The 17258-nt window shown below is 71.2% G+C and carries 13 protein-coding genes and 1 pseudogene; 4 read left to right on the plus strand and 10 right to left on the minus strand.

Going from position 1 to position 17258, the window contains the following annotated elements; translation table 11 throughout:
• Positions 1-8 precede the first annotated feature (8 nt).
• From fdh to KBX71_RS02995, 4 genes are all read left to right on the plus strand, one after another.
• A complete protein-coding gene (fdh, locus tag KBX71_RS02980) occupies positions 9-3248 on the plus strand; it encodes a formate dehydrogenase (protein WP_210816401.1) in 3240 nt (1079 codons plus the stop codon).
• A 4-nt stretch (positions 3249-3252) separates the two neighbouring features.
• Entirely contained in the window at positions 3253-4224 is a 972-nt protein-coding gene (locus KBX71_RS02985; RefSeq protein ID WP_210816641.1) for a 4Fe-4S dicluster domain-containing protein, read from the plus strand.
• A complete protein-coding gene (nrfD, locus tag KBX71_RS02990; protein ID WP_307846939.1) occupies positions 4221-5243 on the plus strand; it encodes an NrfD/PsrC family molybdoenzyme membrane anchor subunit in 1023 nt (340 codons plus the stop codon). Before KBX71_RS02985 ends, nrfD begins: the two co-directional genes overlap by 4 nt.
• A 166-nt stretch (positions 5244-5409) precedes the next feature.
• Positions 5410-6723: a DUF2254 family protein gene (locus KBX71_RS02995; protein WP_210816402.1), complete on the plus strand. Its 1314-nt coding sequence runs from the start codon at positions 5410-5412 to the stop codon at positions 6721-6723.
• A 28-nt stretch (positions 6724-6751) separates the two neighbouring features.
• On the opposite strand, the gene KBX71_RS03000 is transcribed toward KBX71_RS02995, so the two are convergent.
• The 10 genes and pseudogenes from KBX71_RS03000 to KBX71_RS03045 all read right to left on the minus strand — a co-directional run bounded on the left by KBX71_RS03000 (position 6752) and on the right by KBX71_RS03045 (position 17180).
• Complete coding sequence (locus KBX71_RS03000) at positions 6752-8167, minus strand: NADH-quinone oxidoreductase subunit N (protein ID WP_307846940.1); 1416 nt, start codon at positions 8165-8167, stop codon at positions 6752-6754.
• On the minus strand, positions 8164-9645 hold the full coding sequence (locus tag KBX71_RS03005; protein ID WP_210816403.1) for a NuoM family protein: 1482 nt from the start codon (positions 9643-9645) through the stop codon (positions 8164-8166). Before KBX71_RS03005 ends, KBX71_RS03000 begins: the two co-directional genes overlap by 4 nt.
• 3 nt (positions 9646-9648) lie before the next feature.
• Positions 9649-11571 carry a proton-conducting transporter membrane subunit gene (locus KBX71_RS03010; RefSeq protein ID WP_210816404.1) on the minus strand — a complete coding sequence of 641 codons (1923 nt, stop codon included), beginning with the start codon at positions 11569-11571 and terminating at the stop codon, positions 9649-9651.
• A complete protein-coding gene (locus KBX71_RS03015) occupies positions 11568-11873 on the minus strand; it encodes an NADH-quinone oxidoreductase subunit K (RefSeq protein WP_210816405.1) in 306 nt (101 codons plus the stop codon). The genes KBX71_RS03010 and KBX71_RS03015 overlap by 4 nt, the downstream gene beginning before the upstream one ends.
• Positions 11870-12406: an NADH-quinone oxidoreductase subunit J gene (locus KBX71_RS03020; RefSeq protein ID WP_210816406.1), complete on the minus strand. Its 537-nt coding sequence runs from the start codon at positions 12404-12406 to the stop codon at positions 11870-11872. The genes KBX71_RS03015 and KBX71_RS03020 overlap by 4 nt, the downstream gene beginning before the upstream one ends.
• A 1-nt stretch (position 12407) precedes the next feature.
• Positions 12408-13331 carry an NADH-quinone oxidoreductase subunit H gene (locus tag KBX71_RS03025; protein WP_210816407.1) on the minus strand — a complete coding sequence of 308 codons (924 nt, stop codon included), beginning with the start codon at positions 13329-13331 and terminating at the stop codon, positions 12408-12410.
• Positions 13328-14437 carry a hypothetical protein gene (locus tag KBX71_RS03030; RefSeq protein ID WP_210816408.1) on the minus strand — a complete coding sequence of 370 codons (1110 nt, stop codon included), beginning with the start codon at positions 14435-14437 and terminating at the stop codon, positions 13328-13330. The genes KBX71_RS03025 and KBX71_RS03030 overlap by 4 nt, the downstream gene beginning before the upstream one ends.
• A complete protein-coding gene (locus KBX71_RS03035; RefSeq protein WP_210816644.1) occupies positions 14428-14751 on the minus strand; it encodes an NADH-quinone oxidoreductase subunit A in 324 nt (107 codons plus the stop codon). Before KBX71_RS03035 ends, KBX71_RS03030 begins: the two co-directional genes overlap by 10 nt.
• 135 nt (positions 14752-14886) lie before the next feature.
• Positions 14887-16545: pseudogene (gene ctaD, locus KBX71_RS03040) on the minus strand (cytochrome c oxidase subunit I); the annotation flags it as partial.
• Between the two features lie 125 nt (positions 16546-16670).
• Positions 16671-17180: a DUF421 domain-containing protein gene (locus KBX71_RS03045; protein ID WP_210816410.1), complete on the minus strand. Its 510-nt coding sequence runs from the start codon at positions 17178-17180 to the stop codon at positions 16671-16673.
• Between the last annotated feature and the right edge of the window lie 78 nt (positions 17181-17258).

Here is a 17258-nt window from a genome sequence, read left to right on the forward strand (position 1 = left end):
CAGGATCGATGGCCAGGATCTCTCTGAGTGGATGGCCTGTCTGGCGGCAGCTCACCGGCAACGACCCGTACGGGCGGGGCGCGGCAGCGAAGTCGTCGGCGAGTTCGTCCCTCACCGCCCGCACCGCGAGCGCGGAAAAGGTGGTGAAGTCCATCTGCCCCTACTGCGCCGTCGGCTGCGCCCAGAACGTCTACGTGCAGAACGACCGGGTCGTACAGATCGAAGGTGACCCCGACTCGCCGATCAGCCGCGGCCGACTCTGCCCCAAGGGCGCCGCGTCGCTGCAGCTCACCACCGACTCCGGTCGGCTCCGCACGGTCCGGTACCGCCCCCCGCACGCCACCGAATGGCAGGATCTCGACCTCGACACCGCAATGGACATGATCGCCGACCGGGTGATCCGCACCCGGCGGGAGACCTGGCGGGCCGAGGAGAACGGCAAGCGGGTCTCCCGCACGATGGGCATCGCCAGCCTGGGCGGCGCAACGCTGGACAACGAGGAGAACTACCTCATCAAGAAGTTGTTCACCGCTCTCGGCATGGTCCAGATCGAGAACCAGGCCCGGGTCTGTCACAGCTCCACTGTCATCGGGCTCGGCACCTCGTTCGGCCGCGGCGGGGCGACCACCTTCATGCAGGACGCCCAGCACTCCGACTGCATCATCATCGAGGGCTCCAACTACGCCGAGGCCCACCCTGTCGGCTTTCAATGGATCATGAAGGCGAAGGCGCGTGGGGCGGTCGTCATCCACGTCGACCCTCGGTTCACCCGCACCAGCGCGCTGGCCGACCTGCACGTGCCGATCCGGGCTGGCACGGATGTGGCCTTCCTCGGTGGCATCATCAACCACGTCCTGACCGAGGAGAAGGACTTTCGGGAGTACGTGCTGGCGTACACCAACGCGGCGACCATCATCCGCGAGGACTTCCGCGACACCGAGGACCTCGACGGGCTCTTCTCCGGCTTCGACCCGGAGCAGCACGTCTACTCGGAGCAGAGCTGGCAGTACGAGGGTGTCTCCGTGGTCTCTTCCTCCGGAAAACGCGACACCGAGTACGGGCAGCGTACCTCCGGCGCCTCTACCGGGAGGGGCGAGAAGCACGGCTCCGGCGGCGCCGCCCTCAACGGCGAACCCCGCCAGGACGTCACCCTGCAGCACCCGCGCTGCGTCTACCAGATCCTCAAGCGGCACTACGCCCGCTACACCCCCGAGATGGTGGAACGGATCTGCGGCATCCCGCCAGCCGTCTTCATCCAGGTGTGCCAGCACCTGGTGGAGAACTCCGGCCCGGAGCGGACCAGCGAGTTCATCTACGCGGTCGGCTGGACCCAGCACTCCGACGGATCCCAGTTCATCCGGGCCGCCAGCGTCCTGCAACTGCTACTCGGCAACATCGGTCGCCCCGGCGGCGGCATCCAGGCGCTACGCGGCCACGCCAGCATCCAGGGCTCCACCGACATCCCCACCCTGTTCAACCTGCTGCCCGGCTACATTCCGATGCCCCACGCTCACGGCGGCGAGACCCTGGACGACTTCATCAAGGCCGACGCCGCCAAGAAGGGCTACTGGGCCAACATGAAGTCCTACATGGTGAGCCTCATGAAAGCCTGGTGGGGACCGGCGGCCACGCCGGAGAACCAGTTCTGCTTCAACTACCTGCCCAGGCTCACCGGCAGCCACAGCACCTACGACACCGTCATGGAGCAGCTCGCCGGGACCTGCAAGGGCTACTTCCTGCTCGGCGAGAACCCGGCCGTCGGCTCCGCCAACGCCAAGCTCCAGCGGATGGGCATGGCCAAACTCGACTGGCTGGTGGTCCGCGACTTCAACCTCATCGAGAGCGTCACGTGGTGGAAGGACGGCCCGGAGATCGAGTCCGGGGAACTGCGCACGGAGGACATCGCCACCGAGGTCTTCTTCCTGCCCGCCGCCGCCCACACCGAGAAGTCCGGGACCTTCACCAACACCAATCGGATGCTCCAGTGGCACCACCAGGCCGTCGAGCCGGACGGCGACCGACGCAGCGACCTGTGGTTCATGTATCACCTGGGCCGCATCATCCGGGCCAAGCTCGCCGGCTCCACCGACCCGGCGGACCGACCCATCCTCGACCTCACCTGGGACTATCCCACCGAGGGAAATGTGGCCGAACCCTCGGCCGAGGCGGTCCTCGCCGAAATCAACGGCTGGGACGCCAAAGGCCACTCCCTTCCCGGCTACATCGCGCTCAAAGACGACGGCTCTACCGCCTGCGGCTGCTGGATCTACTGCGGCGTCTACAAGGACGGCGTCAACCAGGCCGCGCGGCGCAAGCCCGCCGAGGAACAAAACTGGATCGCACAGGAGTGGGCGTGGGCCTGGCCGGACAACCGGCGGCTGCTCTACAACCGCGCCTCCGCCCGACCCGACGGGCGGCCATGGAGCGAACGCAAGAAACTGGTCTGGTGGGATGAGGACGCCGGCCGCTGGACGGGCTACGACGTGCCGGACATGGAGCCCACCAAGCGCCCCGACTACCAGCCACCCGAGGGTGCCACCGGAGTGGCCGCGCTCAAGGGCACCGATCCGTTCATCATGCAGGCCGACGGGCTTGGCTGGCTCTACGTGCCCGTCGGCGTCGCCGACGGGCCGATGCCCACCCACTACGAGCCGCAGGACTCCCCCGTCGACAACCCGCTCTACGGCCAGCAACGCAACCCGGCCCGCCTGCTCTACCCGCACGAGCACAACCGCTACCAGCCCAGCGGGCGGCAGAAGGGCGCGGAGGTGTTCCCGTACGTGGTGACGACCTACCGGCTAACCGAACATTTCACCGCCGGCGGGATGAGCCGACGCACCCCGTACCTGGCCGAGCTGCAACCGGAGTTCTTCTGCGAGGTCTCGCCGGAACTGGCCGTGGAACGTGGACTGGAACACTGCGGCTGGGCCACCATCATCACGGCCCGCAACGCAATCGAGGCCCGGGTCCTGGTCACCGAACGGATGGCCCCGCTGCGGGTGGACGGCCGTGTCATCCACCAGATCGGCCTGCCGTTCCACTGGGGGCCGAACGGCTACAGCCGCGGCGACGCCGCCAACGAGTTGTCCTCGGTGTCACTCGACCCGAACTCGCACATCCAGGAGGTCAAGGCGTTCTCCGCCGACATCCGGCCCGGTCGCCGCCCGCGAGGCCCCGCCCGCCCAGCCCTGGTCCGCGAGTATCAGGCCCGCGCCGGCATCACCGAACTGACCGGAACGGAGGCGTGAGGTGATGGGATTCGACCTGCGCGAGGCGGCCGAACACGGCCTCGACCCGGCGACCGCCAGCGGCTACGACGCCCACCCCGCACGAATGGGCTTCTTCACCGACACCAGCGTCTGCATCGGTTGCAAGGCGTGCGAGGTGGCCTGCAAGGAGTGGAACACCATTCCCGAGGACGGCCTCACGTTCACCGGCATGTCCTACGACAACACCGTGGGGCTCGGCGCAGACACCTGGCGGCACGTGGCGTTCGTGGAGCAGCCCACGAGGCTCGGGCGGCAGGAGACGAACCTCGCCGACGCCGAACTGCCGACGGGGCTGGCGGCTGCGGCGGCCGGGCGCACGCCTGTCTCGCTCGGCATGCCCACCTCCCACCCGCCGGACGGCCACGTCGGCTCCGCCCGGGACATGGAGTTCCGCTGGCTGATGGCCAGCGACGTGTGCAAGCACTGCACCCACGCGGCCTGCCTAGACGTCTGTCCCACCGGCAGTCTGTTCCGCACCGAGTTCGGCACGGTGGTGGTGCAGGAGGACATCTGCAACGGGTGCGGCTACTGCGTGCCCGCCTGCCCGTACGGGGTCATCGACCAGCGCAAGGACGACGGGCGGGTGTGGAAGTGCACCCTCTGCTACGACCGGTTGTCCGTCGGCCAGGAACCAGCCTGCGCCAAGAGCTGCCCCACCGACTCCATCCAGTTCGGTGAGCTGGACGAGCTACGCGAGCGGGCCGACAAGCGGGTCCGTCAACTGCGGGATGCGGGCGTGACCAGCGCCCGCCTCTACGGCGACGACCCCGACGACGGCGTGGGCGGCGCGGGCGCCTTCTTCCTGCTGCTCGACGAACCTGAGGTGTACGGCCTGCCACCGGACCCGGTCGTCACCACCCGGGACCTGCCGGCGATGTGGCGGCGGGTCGGCGTGGCGGCAGCCGGGCTGCTCGTCGGGCTGCTCGCCGTGACCATCAGCGGAGGACGCCAGTGAACCAGGTCGACGTCCGCCTCGACGGGCACCCGGACCTGCCCGCCGAACGGGAGGCGGTGGTCGGCTCGTCCGGCCGGTGGCGCCGCAAGCAGCGCGGTGAGCGGCTCATGGTGCCCAAGGCCGAGTTCACGTCCTACTACGGCCTGCCGGTGCTCAACCCGCCCACCTGGAAGGCGCCCGACATCGCCGGGTACCTCTTCCTCGGCGGCCTGGCCGGCGCCTCGTCCACCCTGGCCGCCACCGCGGAACTGACCGGCCGGCACCGGCTCGCCGCCGGGCTGAAGGCGGGCGCCGCCGGGGCCCTCGGCGGATCGCTGTACGCGCTGATCCACGACCTGGGGCGGCCGAAGAGGTTCATCAACATGCTCCGGGTGTGCAAGCCCAGCTCGCCGATGAGCATGGGCTCCTGGCTGCTCGCCACCTACGGCCCGCTCGCCGTTCTGGCAGCGGGCAGCGCGGTGACCGGCTGGCTGCCAGGGCTCGGGCGGGTCGGCACGGCGGGCGCGGCACTGGTGGGGCCGGCGGTCGCGTCGTACACCGCCGCACTGATCGCCAACACCGCGGTGCCCACCTGGCACGAGGCGTACCGGGAACTGCCGGCGGTGTTCGTCGGCTCCGCCGCCGCCTCCGCCGGCGGCCTCGGGCTGCTGGTGGCGCCGACCGCCGAAGCCGGCCCGGCCCGGCGGGCCGCCGTGCTCGGCGCGGCCGTCGAGCTGGCCGCGACGCGCCGGATGGAACGCCGCCTCGGCCTGGCCGCCGAACCCCTGCGGACCGGCACGGGCGGCCGGCTGATGCGGCTGGGTAAGGCGCTGAGCATCGGCGGCGCGGCACTGGCGATCGCCGGCCACCGCAGCCGGCCGGTCAGCGCCATGGCCGGTGCGGCATTCCTGGGCGCCGCCATCTGCACCCGGTTCGGCATCTTCACCGCCGGAGTGGCCTCCTCCCTCGACCCGAAGTACACGGTGGCACCGCAGCGGGAGCGGCTTGCCGCCCGAAAGGCAGAGGAGGCGCAGGCGTGAAGAGGGCTCTGGCGTACCTGCCGTTCGCCGGCATCGTCGTCACGACGTGTGTCGCCGGGGTGCTCGCCGCGCGTCAGCAGGGGCATCGCCGCAAGCGCCGCCGATAGCGGACCGGGTCGCAATACCGGGACGGTTGACGCCGGAAGCGGACGACGGAGGTCGATGGATGACCAGGGTGGACCTGCGGACGGCGGCCTCCGGCGGCACCGGGAACCGGGCCGCTCAGCGTGTGGTCCGCGCCGTGCGCGAGTTCGCCGGCGTTCCCCTGCTCGTCGTCGCCGGGTTCCTGGTCCTGGCGGTGGCGTCGATTGTCGCCGATCAGGCCCACGCCCCCGTGGTAGACCGGTTCCGATCCCTGCTCGGCACCGTGATCGGGCGGGACTCTGCGACCACGGCGCTACAGGCGGTCGCCACCGGTCTGGTGACGCTCACCTCCATCACCTTCTCGGTGCTGCTGCTGGCCGTGCAGCAGACCGCCACGAGCCTGTCCCCGGTGGTGTTCGACCAGTTCGTGCGCCGGCGGGGCAACCAGGTCCTCCTGGGCTTCTTCGTCGGGCTCACCCTGTACGCGTACGTCGTCGTGACCGCCGTACCCGATGACACCGCGCCGGTGATCGGTGCTGCCCTCGCCACCCTGCTGACCGCAATCGCACTGGTCGGCCTGCTGGTGCTGGTTTACACCACCATCGACCAGATGCGGCCGGTGAACGTGCTGCGCCAGATCCGCGACCGGACGCTGCGCGCCCGCCACCGGGAACTACCGCTGATCATGCACACCCGCCGCGAGGAGACCTCCCCGCACCCGGTGACCGCCACCTACCGCAGCACCGTCACGGGTTACGTCACCCGGATCGACCTGCGTCGGCTCGGCCGTGCCCTGCGCCAGGTCCCCCGGGCGGAGATCCGCCTGCACGTCACCCTCGGCGGCCACCTCGCCTTCGGTGACATCGTCGCGACCGTCCGGGACGACCACCGATCCGACGCCGAACGGGTCGCCGACGAGGTACGGGCTGCCGTCGTCATCGGCGCCACCCCCGACCTGGACACCGACGCCACCACGGGAATCGACGAACTGGCGAACATCGCCTGGACGAGTGGGTCGACGGCCAAGCACAATCCCGAGACAGCCCGGCGGGCCATCCACTCCTTGCAGGACGTCGCCGCGCGCTGGTTGGCCGAGGACGTGCCGGACGTGGAGGGCCGGCTGGCCGTGGTGTATCCGGATGACGACCTCGATCGGCTGCTGGACGTGTTCTACTCGCTGCTGATCGTGTCGCACGAGTCCCAGCAGCACATGACCGCCGTCCAGGTGCTCGACGCGTACGGCAGCCTGCTCGCCCAGGCCGACGGGACGGTACGCGACCGGCTGCGCCGTGATCTCGCCACCGCCGACCCGCTGCTGGATGCGCTGCCCTTCTCGCCGGCCCTGCGGAGGGCACGCCAACGGCTGCACGCCGTGCTCAACGAGGTCGGTCGCTAAGTGACCGACGACGGACGGCCGTGTGATCTCAGCGCTGCAGCGTCTGCTCCACGAGCCGGTATAGCGGCACCGCGCCGACCGCGCCGACCAGCGCCGCCAGCGCGGTGACCGCCCCCGTGGCGGCCAGTGTGCGGTCCCGACCGACCGCCTCCGTCCGGTCAGGGCCGGCGGGCCAGGTGAATGCGGGCACCAGCCACCGCAGGTAGTAGAAGAGGCTGGCCACGGTGTTGAGCGCGGCGACGACGACCAGCCAGGCGAGCCCGCCGTCCCAGGCGGCGGTGAAAACTGTCAGCTTTCCCGCGAAGACCGCCGTGGGTGGGGTGCCGACGAGGCCCAGCAGGCAGATCACCAGCGCGGCGGCGAGCCAGGGTCGGCGTCCGGCCAGGCCCCGGTAGTCGTCGAGCCGGTCGTGTGGCTCGGCGGCCAGCACCGCGAACGCCCCCAGGTTCGTGACCGCGTACGCGACCAGGTAGACGAGCAGGGCGGGCAGCGCCCGCTCGGCGCGGCCGGCGACCGCGACGGCCATCAGCAGGTATCCCACCTGGGCGACGGTGGAGTAGGCGAGCAGCCGGCGCGGGTCGGACTGGCCGAAGGCCGCGAAGTTGCCAAGCGTCATGGTGACGGCCGCGAGCACCGCGACGAGCAGCGGCCAGTCGACCACGTCGGCGGGGATCGCGACGGCGAACAGCCGGTACGCGGCGAGCAAGCCACCGATCTTGGGAATGGTGGTGAGCAGCGCGCCGGCCGGAATCGTGGCGCCCTGCACGGCGTCGGGCACCCAGAAGTGGACGGGCACGGCACCGATCTTGAACAGCAGCCCCGCCAACACGCCGACGACCCCGACCGCGACGGCTGCGGACGGCGCCACAGCCAAGCCGACACGCAGCCCGTCGTAGTCGCTCTTTCCGCCGGCCACCGCTGTCAACAGGGCCACGCCCGCAAGCAGGCCGACACCGGCCAGCGCGCCCACCAGATAGAGCTTCAGGGCGGCTTCGGCTCCACGCCGGTCACGACCCCAGCCGGCCAGCCCGGACAACGGAATCGACGACAGCAGGTACGCCACGGCCAGCAGCAGCAGGTCCGACGCCCCGACGAGCAGCACCGCGCCGAGCGTGGCGAGCAGGATCAGCACGTAGAACTCGGTCTCCCGCCGGTTGCCGCCGACCCGGCCGGCGGCGATGCCGACGACGATCAGCGCCGCCAGGGGGATCAGCAGCCGGGCCGTCGTGGTGGCGGCGTCCAAGGCGTAGCTGTGGGCGTAGATGGTGCCCTGCTCGCCGAGCGCCGGCAGGGTGGCCGCCACGGCGGCGAGCAGCGCGCCGCAGGCGACCAGTCGGGCCACCCACTGCCGCCGTCGGGGCAGGAACACACCGGTGAGCAGGGTGGTGACCGCGCCGGCCAGCAGGAGCAACTCCGGCAGCAGAGCGAGGGGGTGCTCGTTCACCGGCTCACCAGGTCGGTCACCGTACGGGCGGCGGGCTCCACCACGTCGAGCAGCAGCCGGGGGAAGACCCCGATGAGCAGCGACAGCGCCAACAGGGGCAGCACGGCGGTCGCCTCGGCGGGCGTGATGTCGGCGGGCGCGGGCAGGTGGTGCCGGGCCGGGCCGAGGAAGACCCGGTGCAACGCCCAGAGGAACAGCGCGGCCGTGATGAGGATGCCGGGCAGCGCCAGCGCCACCGCGACCGGCGCGGAGCCGAGGCTGCCGGCGAAGATCTGGAACTCGGCGATGAATCCGCTGAAGCCGGGCAGGCCGAGGCTGGCGAACGCGGCCACCGCGGTCAGTGCGGCGAACCGTGGGGTGTCCCCGGCCAGCCCGCCGTAGTCGTCCATCCGGTAGGTGCCGCCACGGTCGTAGAGCACACCGGCGAGCAGGAACAGCGCGGAGGTGAGCAGCCCGTGGCTGACCATCTGGGTGACCGCCCCGGTCACCGCTACGGCACGGGCCTGCGCGTCCGACCCGGCGACCAGACCGGCCGCGCCGACGGCCAGCACGATGTAGCCCATGTGATTGACCGAGGTGTACGCGACCATCCGCTTGAAGTTGGTCTGGGCGAGCGCCACCAGCGCTCCGTACAGCACGCTCACCACGCCGACCACGACGATCGCCCACGCGTACCGCCGCCAGGCGTCGGGCAGCAACGGCATGGCGATCCGGACGAACCCGTACGTGCCCATCTTCAGCAGGATGCCGGCGAGCACGGCCGACCCGGCGGCCGGCGCGTCGGTGTGCGCCGGCGGGAGCCAGGTGTGGAACGGGAACGTCGGTGTCTTGATCGCCAGCCCGAGCAGCACGGCGAGCAGCACCAGGCCGCCCGTGACTCCGCCGGTGGCCGGATCGCGGGTCAGCGCCACGATGTCGAAGGTGTGTGGCCGGGCAGATACGTAGATTCCGATGAACCCCAGCAGCAGGGCCAGCGAGCCGAGGAACGTGTAGAGGAAGAACTTCAGCGCCGAGCGGCGGTGGTCGGGCCCGTGTCCCCAGCCGGCGATGACCGCATACATGCCCACGATGGACAGGTCGAAGAAGACGAAGAACAGGATCAGGTCGAGTGCGACGAACAGCCCGAGGCAGGTGGTCTGCAGGGCGAGGAAGAGGGCGGCGAACTGGCGGGGCCGGTGCTGGCGGCGCAGGGAGTAGACGGCACAGGCCGCGAAGACGACGGTGGTGAGCGCGAGCAACGGCAGGGACAGGCCGTCCACGCCGATGTGGTAGCCGGCGCCGGCCCCGGGCACCCAGGGCCGATTCGTCTCGTACGCGATCCCGGTGCCCGGGTACGCCCACCAGGCCCCGAGGACCGCGACGACCTCCGCAGCGCTGACCGCGATCCAGATCCAGGACACCGCCCGATCCGGTAGCCCCCGCCACAGCAAGAGGACCACCGCCACGGCGAGCGGCGCGAAGACGATCAGGGTGAGCATCGGTCACCTCGCCAGCAGCAGGATCAGCACGGCGGCGGCCAGTGCGACGACGACCTGGACGTAGTACTGGTGGACCAAGCCGGTCTGTGGCCGTCGGGCGAGCGCGCCCAGCCGGCGGGCCTGGGCGGCGATCCGACGCACCCCGGCGTCCACCCCCTGCTCATCGACTCGGGCCAGCACGGCGGCCAGCCGACCGGTCCCGCCCGCCGTGGCGGTCACCCCCTCGTCGAGCACGGCGTCGTCGAACCGGGCCAGGCCAACGGCGGCGACGCTGACCGCACGCGGCACGGCGTGCACCGCCCGGTCGAGCACGTGGTCGTCGAACCGGGCCAGGGTCCGGGCCAGCGCAAGCGTCGGTCGGACCACCAGCAGATGCGCGGCCGTTTCGAGCCCCAGCCAGCGGCGGGCCCAGCCGGGGGCGGACAGCCGGGCCGGTGCCGCGACGGCCAGCGCCACCCCGGCCACGGCGAGCAGACCGGACAGGGCCAGCTCGGCGGCCCGGGTCGGTGGGGCCAGCCCCAGCCCGACGGTCTGCGCCACAATGCCGGACAGGGGCGGCAGCGCCAGGGCGCCCAGCACTGTCGCCCCGACCGCCAGGGGCAGCAGCGGCAGCCGCTGTCCGACGCTTACCGCACGGGTGCCGGCGCGTTCCGTGTCATAGCCGGACTTCGCGTCAGGTGGCGCCGGGCGCAGGATCAGGCCGAGCGCCCGGCCAGCGTAGAGAGCCGCGAGCAGCGCGCCGGCCAGGCCGACGAGGTACAGCGCCGGTGAGCGCTCGCGGGCCCCGGCGAGCACCTCGTCCTTGGTGGCCCACAACGCCAGCGGCGGCACCCCGGCCAGCGCCAGCGCGCCCACCGCGAAGGTCACGCCCACCAGCGGATAGCGACGCCCGGCGCCCCGCAGGGCCGACAACCGCCGGGTGCCCAGCGCGGTCAGCCAGGCACCGGCGGCGAGGAAGAGCAGCGCCTTGGTGGCGGCGTGCGCGACCAGGTGGACGACCGCCCCGGCGGGTGCCACGGCGGCGCCGAGCACCACGTACCCGAGTTGGGCACTGGTGGACGCGGCGAGCAACTGTTTGAGGTCGGCCTGGGCGAGCGCGACCGCACCGAGGGCGAGAGCGGTGAGCGCACCGCCCCACGCGGCCACGTCCACCGCCCAGCCGGTGGCCGCGAGCAACGGGTGCAGCCGCACGAGCAGGTAGCCGCCCATCGCCACCATGGCCGCCGAGTGCAGCAGCGCGCTGACCGGGCTCGGGCCGAGCATGGCGCGCGACAGCCAGAACGAGAAGGGCAGCTGCGCGGCCTTGCCGAAGCCGGCGGCGAGCACACCGGCCGCGGCCAGGTCCCGCCAGCCTGCGGGCAGCGCGCCCAGTCCCGCCAGGTCGAGAGCGCCCGCACCGGCCAGCGCGGCGCCGGCGGCGAGGTAGAGCCCGAGGTCACCGAGCCGGGTGGTGAGGAAGGCGGTGGCCCCGGCGGTCACCGCGTCGGCCCGCCGCCAGTGGTGGGCGATGAGCGCGTACGACATGGCGCCCATGACCTCCCACCCCACGAGCAGCACGGGCACTGTGGTCGCGGTGGCGGTGAGCAGCACGGCCGCGAGGAAGAGCAGCATCAGCCCGTGGAACCGGGACCGGTCCCGGTGGATCTCGGTGGCGGCGTACGCCAGCACCAGCAGCGCCACTGCGGCGACCGTCGGTACGACGAGCGCGGCGAGCCCGTCGACGGCCAGTCCCCAGCGCGCCCCGGCCAGGAACGGGGCGTCGACCGCCGGTCGGGTGACGGCAACCAGCCCGGCCAGCACGGTCACCAGCGCGGCGACCACGAGCGCCGTACCCGGTGCGGCCCGTTCGGCCCGCCGGCCGGCGAGCAACAGCGCGCCGCCGGCCAGGGCCGGCAGGGCGACGAGGCACCACAGTGCGGCGCTCATCCCTTCAGCTCTCCGGCCATGTCGGTCATGTCCGTGTCGCTGGCGCGGAACAGCAGGGTCACCACGGCGAAGCCCATCGCCATCTCCACGGTCATCGCGGCGATCACCACCAGGACGAGAACCTGTCCGTCGGGCTGCTGGGGGGCCAGGAACCACCAGAGGGCCGCGGCCGCCACGATCACCCCGTTGATCATGAGTTCCAGACCCATCATGACCATGACCACGGCCTGTTGGCTGAGCGCGCCGTACAGGCCGACGCTGATCAGAGCGGCGGCGAGCAGCAGGAACATGGGCAGGGTCATGACGGTGATGCCTGCCGCTCGCCGACGGCCGGTTCCGCGTCGTAGCGGCCCCGGGTGGTGGCGAGCACCAGCCCGGCGATCATGGTGGCGAAGAGGACGGCGGAGACCGCCATCATCACCAGCATCTTCGAGCCCATCACGGCCAGGCCCAGTGCGTGCGTGGGGTCGTCGGGCGGCGCGCCGCGGCGGGTGGGCCAGGGCACGAACAGCGCGCCGGCGGCCAGCACGAGGAAGGTGGCCACCGAGAGCACGAGCGCTCCCCGCCGGTTGTGCAGCATGGACATCGGCATCAGACCGGCCGGGTTCATCATGAACATGATCATGAAGACGGCCATGATCGCCATCTCCATGACCATCATCAGCACGGTCACCACCCCGAGATAGCCGAGGTCGAGCAGGAGCAGCTCACCGCCGACCGCCACGAACGACAGCGCGAGCGCGAACGTGGCCCGGGCCATCGAATCCACCCGGAACACGGCGATGCCGGACGCCACCGCGACCAGCGCCAGCATGACGAAGACGACGACCGTCATCTCAGGCTCCTTTCACCGCGACCACGGCTACCACGAGCACCTGCGCGAGCGTGGCCGGCAGCACCACGAGCCAGGCCAGTCGCATCGTCCGGTCGGCGCGCAGCACCGGCATCCGCCGGCGCAACGCCACCAGGCACGCCAGCAGGGCCACCGTCTTCAGCAGGCTCCACAGCCACCCGGGCAGCAGCGGTCCCGCTCCCCCACCGAGAAACAACGCCACAGCCATCGCCGCGCCGGCCGCCAGCAACGCGTACCGGCCGGTCAGCAGCACCAGCCGGTCAACTCCGGACGGCTCGGCCAGGATTCCACCGGCGATGTCCCGCCCGGACGGATAGCTGAACGGCCCGGAGACACTGAACGCCGACACCGCGGCGATGAAGACCAGAAACGCCACCGGCATCCAGACCACGAACCACAGACCGCGTTGCGCGGCCACCACGTCCGCGACCCGCAGGCTTCCGGCCGCCACCGCCGGCGCGGTTAGCGCGAACATCAGCGGCAGCTCGTAACCGAGCGCCTGCGCCAGGAACCGGTAGCCACCGACCAGGCCGTAGACGCTGTTGGCACCCCAACCCGCCAACCACACCGCCGCCCAGAGCAGCACATCCATCGCGTTGAACCACACCACCCCCACAGACGGATCCGCCGCGACCCGATCGCCGAACGGCACCACCGCCACCATGAGCAGAGCCACCACGAGGGGGACGGCCAGCCCTAGCCGCCACAGCAGCAGGTCCGCGGCCAGGATCCTGCGACGCCGCTGGCGGAGCAGGCGCGCCGCCTCCCACAGGGGACGCCCGGCCCGACCCCGCAGGCTCTCCACGCCGGCCGGCGCCAGGACCGCGTCCAGGACCGCCCCGGCCACCGTCAGGCCCAGCAGGACGCCGGCGGCCGGCAGCGCACCCCACCACGGCCCGGCGGTCAACGCCGGACCCCGACAGTCAGCAACTCGTCCGAGTCCGGGTCGAAGGAGGCCAGCACCAGTCGGGCGGCCGCCAGGTCGAGCCCGACCATGAGGCGCGTCGCCTCCGTCAGCAGAGCTGCGGAGGCGGGCGCGCCTCCGACCGGCCCACCCCGCGGTCCGACGTCGGCCGGCTCACCACCGGCCAACAGCCTGCCGGTCTCGGCCAGCCAACACCGCCAGCGCGCGGTCACGTCACCGCCCGCCTCCGCGGACCGCGCCGCCGGGCCGGTGACCCCGGCCCCACGGGCCCGGGTGGCATCCAGCATCCCGAGGCCGTCGGTGGCCCAGCGCAGGGCGCGGGAGCGCCGGGCCCGCCGGTCGAGGGTCCGAAAGCGGCGGTACGCCTCGACGACCGGCATCCCGCCGACCACCTCGTCCCGCAGCCCCCGGACGGCCTCCGCACCGCCCTCCCACCCGGCCACCGCCCAGAGACGGCCGAGGGAATCGAGGTGGGCGGCGGCATGCCGACGACGTCGAGTGTCGGCATCGCCCACGTCCCAGTACGAACCTTCGACCGGCTGCGCCGGTGGCAGCACCCGACCGGTGGCAGCCTGCACCACGTCACCCTGCACGGTCAGCTCGACGACCAGCCCGGCGGGCCAGTCCACCAGCACCGGCCCGAGCGCGAGATGAAGCGCGTCGAGTTTCAGCCCGTCCCGGTCGTTCGCCCGCTTGGCCATCATCAGCCCGCCGGGCATCGACATGCCACCGTGGCCCTCGTGGCCGCCGTCGTGCTGCCCCTGCCCGCCACCGCCGCAATCGTGGAGCCGTTGGGCGGCCTCCCGCAGCGCGGCGGCCGCGTCCTGGGCGTCGACCACCTGGACGCGGGCCCGCGGCCCCGGAAACTGGTCCCACACCCGGTCGACCGCGCCAGCCAGCTCCGTGCCGGGCTCGCCGGCCACCACCAGAAGGTCGGCGTCAGCCGGCGATGTCGCCTGCGACCAGCCGTGGCGGCGGGCCTCCGCCTCGACGGCGAGCCGGACGGCGGTGGCACCGGGCACCGCCGCGAGAAGCAGATGCGGCCGGCGGAGCGCCCACCCGGCCAGGCTGCCACCGATCACGCCCATCGCAGTGCCCCCTCCCGCCAGGCGTAGACCACGCCGGTCAGCAGCAGACCCAGGAAGACGAACATCTCCACCACGGCGGGAGTGCCGACCTGGGCGACCACCACCGCCCACGGATACATGAACAACATTTCGACGTCGAAGGCGAGAAAGAGCAGGGTGACCGCGTACCAGCGGGCGTGGAAACGCGAGACGGCATGCTCACGCGGGGCCATCCCGGACAGGAAGGGCCCGGTCGTCAGTGGATCGGCGCGCACCGCGGTCCGCAGGTGCACGAGGTGGAGCGTGCCGACGAGGGCCGCGGCCAGCCCGAGCATCGTCGCCAACGGCAGGTACTCCCGCACCTGGCCCTCCTCGCACCGTTCGATGTCCCCACCCTGCCAGCCGACCACGCGGCCCGCTGGTTTTCCCCTGTCCTGCAGGCCGCCGACTCAGTCGTGGCTCTGCCGCTGTCCGGGCAGTGCTGCTCCAGCCCGCTCCTGGCGCAGGTCGTACGCCGGCCGCTCAGAACGGATGCGGGGCATCCGGTCGAAGTTACGCAGCGGCGGCGGCGAGCTGGTGACCCACTCCAACGAGAGCCCATGGCCCCACGGGTCCGCCTCCCGCACCACCGCGCCGAACCGGTAGGACCGCCATACGTTCCACAGGAACGGCAGCACCGAGACGCCGAGGAGGAACGAGCCAATGGTCGAGACGGTGTTCAGCGTGGTAAAGCCGTCCTGCGGCAGATAGTCGACGTACCGGCGAGGCATACCCTCGTTGCCCAACCAGTGCTGGACCAGGAAGGTCGTGTGGAACCCGATCATGGTGAGCCAGAAGTGCACCTTGCCCAGGCGGTCGTCCAGCATCCGGCCGAACATCTTGGGAAACCAGAAGTAGACGCCCGCGAAGACCGCGAACACGATCGTGCCGAACAACACGTAGTGGAAGTGCGCCACCACGAAATATGAGTCGTGCACGTGAAAGTCGACGGGTGGGCTCGCGAGCAGCACCCCGGTAAGCCCACCCAGCAAAAAGGTGACCAGGAAACCGACAGCGAACAGCATCGGCGTCTCAAAGGTGAGCTGCCCCTTCCACATGGTGCCGATCCAGTTGAAGAACTTGATCCCGGTGGGCACAGCGATGAGATAGCTGAGGAAGCTGAAGAAGGGCAACAGCACCTGACCGGTGGCGAACATGTGATGCGCCCAGACGCTCATCGACAGAGCCGCGATGCCGAGGGTCGCCGCGACGAGACCCCGATAGCCGAAGAGAGGCTTACGCGAGAAGACCGGAATGACCTCGGTGATGATGCCGAAGAACGGCAGTGCCACGATGTAGACCTCGGGATGTCCGAAGAACCAGAACAGGTGCTGCCACAACAGCGGCCCGCCGGTGCCGGGGTCGTACACGTGCGCGCCCAGCTCGCGGTCGGCGAGCGAGGCGAGCAGCGCTGCGGCCAGCAGGGGAAACACCAGGATCACCAGCACCGCGGTGACCAGGATGTTCCAGGTGAGGATGGGCATCCGGAACATGGTCATGCCGGGTGCCCGCAGGCACAGCACGGTGGTGATCAGGTTGACCGCACCGAGAATGGTGCCAAGCCCCGACACGACCAGCCCGACCAGCCACATGTTCGCGCCCGGGCCAGGAGAGTGCGTCGCCGAGGCCAGCGGCTGGTATGCCGTCCAACCGAAGTCGGCCGCGCCGCCCGGGGCGACGAAACCGCCCAACACCAGCAGCCCACCGAACAGGTAGAGCCAGTACGCGAACGCGTTGAGCCGCGGGAACGCCACGTCCGGCGCGCCGATCTGCAACGGCACCAGGTAGTTGGCGAAGGCGAACACGATGGGCGTGGCGAACAACAGCAGCATGATCGTCCCGTGCATGGTGAAAAGCTGGTTGTACTGCTCGGGCGAGAGCATCTGCATGCCCGGCCGAGCCAGTTCGGCACGCATGATCAGCGCCAACAGGCCACCCACCAGGAAGAAGCCGAACGCCGTGGTCAGGTACATGATGCCGATCTGCTTGGCGTCGGTGGTGCGCAGCAGCCGTGCCAGCGCCGACCCCCGCACCGGGTGGCGTGCCGGCCCGACCACGGTGACCACCGGTGGGGCTGTCCCCAGGTTCATGTTTCTCCCTCCCCCGGTCTGCTACCCGAAGTACCGGTGTCCGGCCGAAGCGGACTCGAAACCCGGCGACGGGTCTCAGCTTGCGGCGTGACCGCAGCGAGCCAGGCAGCGCCTCGCCGGTTGACTCACCTTCCGTGGACGTCGGTCAGGGCGCTCCCGTCACCGCACGAGCCCCGGCCAATGACGCTCAGGCTGCCGTCGGTCTCCAGGACGACAGCCGCCAGCCGGCTCAGGTCCCCGTGCCCCTGGCTCCGCGCCGCCTGCCGGATCTCGCTGTCCGAGATGCGCACCCGCCGCAGCACGTCGTGCCGCAGCACACCATCGCGTAGGAGCATCGTGGGCGCCGACTTCAGCAGCCGCTGCGACGGTGGCCAGCGCACGGCCAGGAACGCGGCCACGTACTGGAGCGCTACCAGCAGCGACAGAGCCAGCAGACCCTCGACCAGCGAGACGCTGCGGGAGAGCAGGATCGTCGCCAGGGTCGAGCCCAGCGCTACGGTGACCACCAGGTCGAAGGCGTTCAGCTTCGACAGGGTCCGTTTGCCGGAGACGCGCAGGAGCGTCACCAGAGCCGGATAGGTCAGTATCGCGATCAGCGTGAGGCGGAGCAGGTCGGAGGGGTCGTTGAGCCACATGGACCGGTCATACCCCGTCCAGCACCCCGTCCGCACCACTTGACGGCACGGGCAGGCATCCGGTTCCGATAATGCATA

Origin of the sequence: Micromonospora sp. D93, assembly GCF_018070365.1 — a bacterium.
Taxonomy (GTDB): domain Bacteria; phylum Actinomycetota; class Actinomycetes; order Mycobacteriales; family Micromonosporaceae; genus Micromonospora; species Micromonospora ureilytica.

Coding starts and splice junctions, on each gene's coding strand:
- fdh (WP_210816401.1), top strand. CDS start 9: ATGGCCAGGATCTCTCTGAGTGGATGGCCTGTCTGGCGGCAGCTCACC.
- KBX71_RS02985 (WP_210816641.1), top strand. CDS start 3,253: ATGGGATTCGACCTGCGCGAGGCGGCCGAACACGGCCTCGACCCGGCG.
- KBX71_RS02995 (WP_210816402.1), top strand. CDS start 5,410: ATGACCAGGGTGGACCTGCGGACGGCGGCCTCCGGCGGCACCGGGAAC.
- KBX71_RS03005 (WP_210816403.1), bottom strand. CDS start 9,645: ATGCTCACCCTGATCGTCTTCGCGCCGCTCGCCGTGGCGGTGGTCCTC.
- KBX71_RS03010 (WP_210816404.1), bottom strand. CDS start 11,571: ATGAGCGCCGCACTGTGGTGCCTCGTCGCCCTGCCGGCCCTGGCCGGC.
- KBX71_RS03015 (WP_210816405.1), bottom strand. CDS start 11,873: ATGACCCTGCCCATGTTCCTGCTGCTCGCCGCCGCTCTGATCAGCGTC.
- KBX71_RS03020 (WP_210816406.1), bottom strand. CDS start 12,406: ATGACGGTCGTCGTCTTCGTCATGCTGGCGCTGGTCGCGGTGGCGTCC.
- KBX71_RS03030 (WP_210816408.1), bottom strand. CDS start 14,437: ATGGGCGTGATCGGTGGCAGCCTGGCCGGGTGGGCGCTCCGCCGGCCG.
- KBX71_RS03035 (WP_210816644.1), bottom strand. CDS start 14,751: ATGCTCGGGCTGGCCGCGGCCCTCGTCGGCACGCTCCACCTCGTGCAC.
- KBX71_RS03045 (WP_210816410.1), bottom strand. CDS start 17,180: ATGTGGCTCAACGACCCCTCCGACCTGCTCCGCCTCACGCTGATCGCG.